Genomic DNA, 4457 nt, shown 5'->3' on the forward strand with positions numbered 1-4457 from the left:
TGCGATGTTCCTGCCCTTCCGGGGCCTTCTGCCCTTGGCCCGGCTTATGGGTCGAAGCTGCCTCGCGGTAAACGATATCCTGCCGCTCGGTCAGCGCTTCGACCCCGTCACAGCGATACACGTGTTCGACGGTGACAAAGCAGAGCGGCCCGCTGCGCCCCTCTTTCGCAACGACATCCCTAACCGTCGAGCGCCGTTCCACCACACTGCCTACCCGCAGCGGCGCGACGAAACTCAACTCTCCCCCCGCCCACATCCGGCGCGGCAGGGTTACCGGCGGCAGAAAGCCCCCGCGCGGCGGATGACCGTCATCTGCCAGCGCGCGCGTCGGCTCCCTGCCTTGGGCGAGGCACCAGTGAATCATCGGCGGCGCCTCTGCCCCTTCCGTCCATTCCCCCGGCAGATCGAGCGTTGCGGCGAACTGTGTTGCTATCCGTGTGGAAAGAACTTCTTCTTCGGTTTCAGATCGACCGATCCATTCGCGCAGCCTTTTTATGTCCATCATCGTCGACATGATTTATGACGTGGATGGGTTATTCGTGAAGCGCGGGGGCCGGGTATGGGGCATTGGGCTATCCTCCTCCAAAGCGGGTCAGGGTACATCTGAACCGCCCTGCCCCCGAATGCAAAGGGTCGTTTCCTTTTTCCCTATGGCATCCTGTGCCCGTCAGCCACCGACGAGCGTGCCCCCGTTGGGATGCAGTACCTGCCCGGTCATGTAAGAGGAATCGTCGCAGGCGAGAAACAGAAGCGAAGGCGCCACCTCGTTCGGCTGCCCCGGTCGACCGAGAGGTGCGTTTTTGCCGAAATCTTCCACCGCCTCTTCGGGGAAGGAGGCCGGGATCAGCGGCGTCCAGATCGGGCCGGGGGCCACCCCGTTTACCAGTATCCCCTCGGGCGCCAGTTTGCCCGACATGGCACGCAGGAACGCAAGGATCGCGCCCTTGGTGGAAGCATAATCGACCAGCAGGTCCTGCCCCTTGTAGGCCGTGACGGACGTGACGCAGATGATGCGCGCACCCTTTTTCAAATGCGGCAACGCGGCCTGCGTCATGAACATCATGCCGAATATATTCGTGCGAAACGTGCGTTCGATCTGCGCTTCCTCGATATCTTCCACATTCTCCTGTGCGTGCTGCTCACCCGCGTCGTTCACCAGAATGTCGAGTTGGCCGAACTTATCCATAGTTTGGCGAACGGCATCCTCGCAGAAGGATTTGTCCCCCACGTCCCCCTTGATCAGCAGGGATTGGCTCCCCTCATCCTCGATGAGGTCCGCTGTTTTGCGGGCATCCTTGTCCTCATCCCGGTAAACAATGGCAACCTTTGCGCCCTCCCGGGCATAGAGTACCGCCGTAGCGCGACCTATCCCGGAATCACCACCCGTGATGAGCGCGACCTTTCCCTTCAGCCGGTCCGAGCCGGGATAGCGCGGCATGTATTGGGGTGCGGGGTCCATTTCATGTTCGAGCCCGGGCTGGCGCTGCGGGCTGTCCATCGGGGTGAAATCCTGTGACATCTGACTCTCCTGAACGCGTTAACCAAAGCGGGTCAGGACGCGGCGCATCCCCCGCTGTGGGATGAACGAGGGACGCCGGTTTTCCGTTCCGACCCGGTAGCGGAGCACATGTGGAAGCTACGGTGCATGAATAGTTCGGAGGACTCGCGGGGCGCCGCGCTTTGTGCATAGCGACTTTAGCAAAGGCCTCCAGCCCGCCTGTCAAGACAGTCTCAAAGCGCTTCTGGGACCTGCCGGTAGAAGTATTGGGAATTTACACATTCTTTGTAAGGATGAGTTGCAAGGCGCAATCACCTCCGGAAGCGAAAATTCGACTTCCATTCAAACTAGTTCTCGTCTTAGTGCCAACCCTGCACGCGAAAGTTGTTTCGGACTCTCTATAACCGGCATCACAGCTATCTTGTTCCTTGGAATTGTTAAGAAATTCCTGTAGGATACTAACACTATACGGACGATGTTTTTCCTTGCCCGCAGATTAACACCTGCTATATGTTCGGTAGCAGCATAAACCATAGGAGTGGTGTACAATGAAATTTATGATCTCCCTTATTAGCTCGGCAGTCGTGCTTTCTTCCGCGGCATTCGCACAGACAACAACGACCGAAGCAGTGCTCGGTCAGTCCGGCAACCCCGAGTATCCCCTTCAGATCCAGGGCCAGAACGGCGTGATCTACAACTGCGAGCCCGAAATCGTTGTGACAAACGGCGTTCGCGGCCGTAACTGCATCCAAGCAGGTACTGGCGGTCTCTTCGACGGCGGTCTGGCAACAGCTGCGACAGTCGGTGCCGGCGTTCTGCTCGTTGCAGCTATTGCAGCTGACGACGACGACTCGACCACGACAACAACTACACCCTGATCTTCCTTGGGCGTATAGAACGCCCTTTAGGATCAGCATCGATACGCCCTGCGGTAATTCACCGTGGGGCGTTTCCTTTTTGGATTTTTGCAAAACTCGTTTGCTGCGCTTTCAGAACCTCCTGCTTGAAACGACCAACTACCGGTACGCGAAGCAGGAATAGAGCCCAAAGGCTAACTTAGGGTAAAAAGCCGCCGCGTTGTTGCGGCGACTCCCGACCCCCCAAGCCCAGCTAGCCTTTCAACACATCCCCCAGAACCTTGGCTAGGCCCGCGTCCGAAAACGGCTTGTCCAGCTTCGCGGTGATGTACTTGGCTCCGCCTTCCGGCATGTCGGCATAGCCTGTCGCGAGGATGATGGGCATGTCAGGCCTGGATTCGCGGACCTGCTGCGCCAGTTCGACGCCGGTCATCTTCGGCATGGCCTGATCGGTGACGATCAATTCGATATCCGGGCGCTCCGAAAGTTGGGTGAGCGCCTCTGCACCCGAATGGGCCTCGATCACCTCGTGACCGAGATCCTCCAGCATCGCGACGGTGCCCATGGAGACGAGGAAATCGTCGTCGACGGCAAGGATCACGCGGCTGCGGTCCGTCTTGGTTTGCTGCTCTTCGGCTTCCGCTTCCGCTTCGCCGGTCTCTGCATCCTGTTCGGCCACCGGCAGCAACAGGCAGGCCTTCGTGCCCTCCCCCAAGGTACTTTCCATGATGAACGTGCCCCCCGATTGCTTCGCCAGACCATGTACCATGGACAGGCCCAGCCCGGTGCCCTTGCCCACACCCTTGGTGGTAAAGAAAGGTTCCATGGCCTGAGACAGCGTCGCGGAATCCATCCCCGATCCGTTGTCGGAGACCGAGATCCGCACATAGCGGCCCGGCTCCAGATCACGGGGCTCGTCCCAATCCACTTCATCGACGGTGATGGAGATCGTACCGGTCCCGTCCAGCGCATCGCGACTGTTCACGGCAAGGTTCAGGATCGCCATTTCAAGCTGGTTACGGTCCACCAGCGCCGGCGCCACATCTTCGGCAACCGTCATTTCAAGCTCGATCTCGGCGCCCAGGGACCGCTGCAGCAGATCCCGCATATCCGGCACCAATGCACCGACATCGACCACATGGGCGTTCAGGTCCTGCTTTCGCGCGAACGCGAGCATCCGCTGGGTAAGGCGCGCGCCCCGTTCCGTTGCCTGTCGGGCGTTGTCGATAAAGCGGCTGACCTCGTCCGAAGGTGCCACCAGCCGCTTCTGCAGAAGGTTGAGGCTCGACTGGATCGCCATGAGCAGGTTGTTGAAGTCATGTGCAACGCCCCCGGTCAGCTGGCCGATCATCTCCAGCTTCTGGCTCTGGCGCAGGGCGGCTTCGGTTTCCGCCAGTGCTGCTTCGCGCGCGCGCTCCTCGGTCACATTGCGCCCGAAGGCATAGATGCGGCCATTGCGCATCGTTGCCGACCACACGAAGGTAAGATAGCTGCCGTCCTTGTGCCGCAGCCGGTTTTCGTAGGGTTTGGCCACAGGGTCATTTTCGATGTTGTCAAACGCCGCCACGGTCTTGTCCATGTCGTCCGGATGCAGAAGCGGCTCGAATGTCTTGCCGATCAGCTCCTCCGGCGCATATCCCAACTGACGCTGCCAGGCCGCATTGACCGTCTCTGCGCTGCCGTCCTGCGCCACCACGGCCAGCAGATCCTCGGTCAGGTCCCATGCCGTGTCGCGCTGCTTTGTCAGTTCATGCACTTCCTCCGTGCGGGCGACCACTTCGTCGTGAATATCGGTGCAGGTTCCGTACCAGCGCTTGATCGTCCCGTCCGGCCCGCGCACGGGTTGGGCCCGGCCCAGCACCCAGCGATAGGCGCCGGAGCGGTGGCGAAGGCGGTACTCAATCTCGTAGGGTTCGCCCGTATCCAGTGAATGCTGCCAGATACGCCGGGATCTTTCCTGATCCTCCTCATGGAACATCCCGTTCCAGGCATCCCCGTCCGTCGAATTCTTGGGCACGCCGGTATATTCGTACCACCGATCGTTGTAAAAATCGTGAAAGCCGTCAGGGCGGGTCGACCAGATCATCTGATCGACGGAATTC

Annotated in this window: 4 protein-coding genes; 1 reads left to right on the forward strand and 3 read right to left on the reverse strand. The window is 59.8% G+C overall.

The genetic code is table 11. The features are described 5' to 3' along the window. Window positions 1–505: FAS1-like dehydratase domain-containing protein (locus A3764_RS15805; RefSeq protein WP_201722444.1), on the reverse strand; the 505-nt coding region annotated here is incomplete at its 3' end. A gap of 162 nt (window positions 506–667) precedes the next feature. After that, complete coding sequence (locus A3764_RS15810; RefSeq protein WP_067928653.1) at window positions 668–1519, reverse strand: SDR family oxidoreductase; 852 nt, start codon at window positions 1517–1519, stop codon at window positions 668–670. Between the two features lie 527 nt (window positions 1520–2046). Between A3764_RS15810 and A3764_RS15815 the strand changes: the two genes are divergently transcribed. Then, window positions 2047–2376, forward strand: coding sequence for a hypothetical protein (locus A3764_RS15815; protein WP_067928651.1), 330 nt, complete (start codon window positions 2047–2049; stop codon window positions 2374–2376). 232 nt (window positions 2377–2608) lie between these two features. Here A3764_RS15815 and A3764_RS15820 read toward each other — a convergent pair. Beyond that, window positions 2609–4457 (reverse strand): hybrid sensor histidine kinase/response regulator (locus A3764_RS15820; RefSeq protein ID WP_082865956.1); only part of this gene is annotated, 1849 nt, incomplete at its 5' end.

The sequence above is a fragment of the Sulfitobacter sp. HI0129 genome (assembly GCF_001635395.1).
Lineage (GTDB): Bacteria > Pseudomonadota > Alphaproteobacteria > Rhodobacterales > Rhodobacteraceae > Sulfitobacter.

Coding starts and splice junctions, on each gene's coding strand:
- A3764_RS15815 (WP_067928651.1), top strand. CDS start 2,047: ATGAAATTTATGATCTCCCTTATTAGCTCGGCAGTCGTGCTTTCTTCC.
- A3764_RS15810 (WP_067928653.1), bottom strand. CDS start 1,519: ATGTCACAGGATTTCACCCCGATGGACAGCCCGCAGCGCCAGCCCGGG.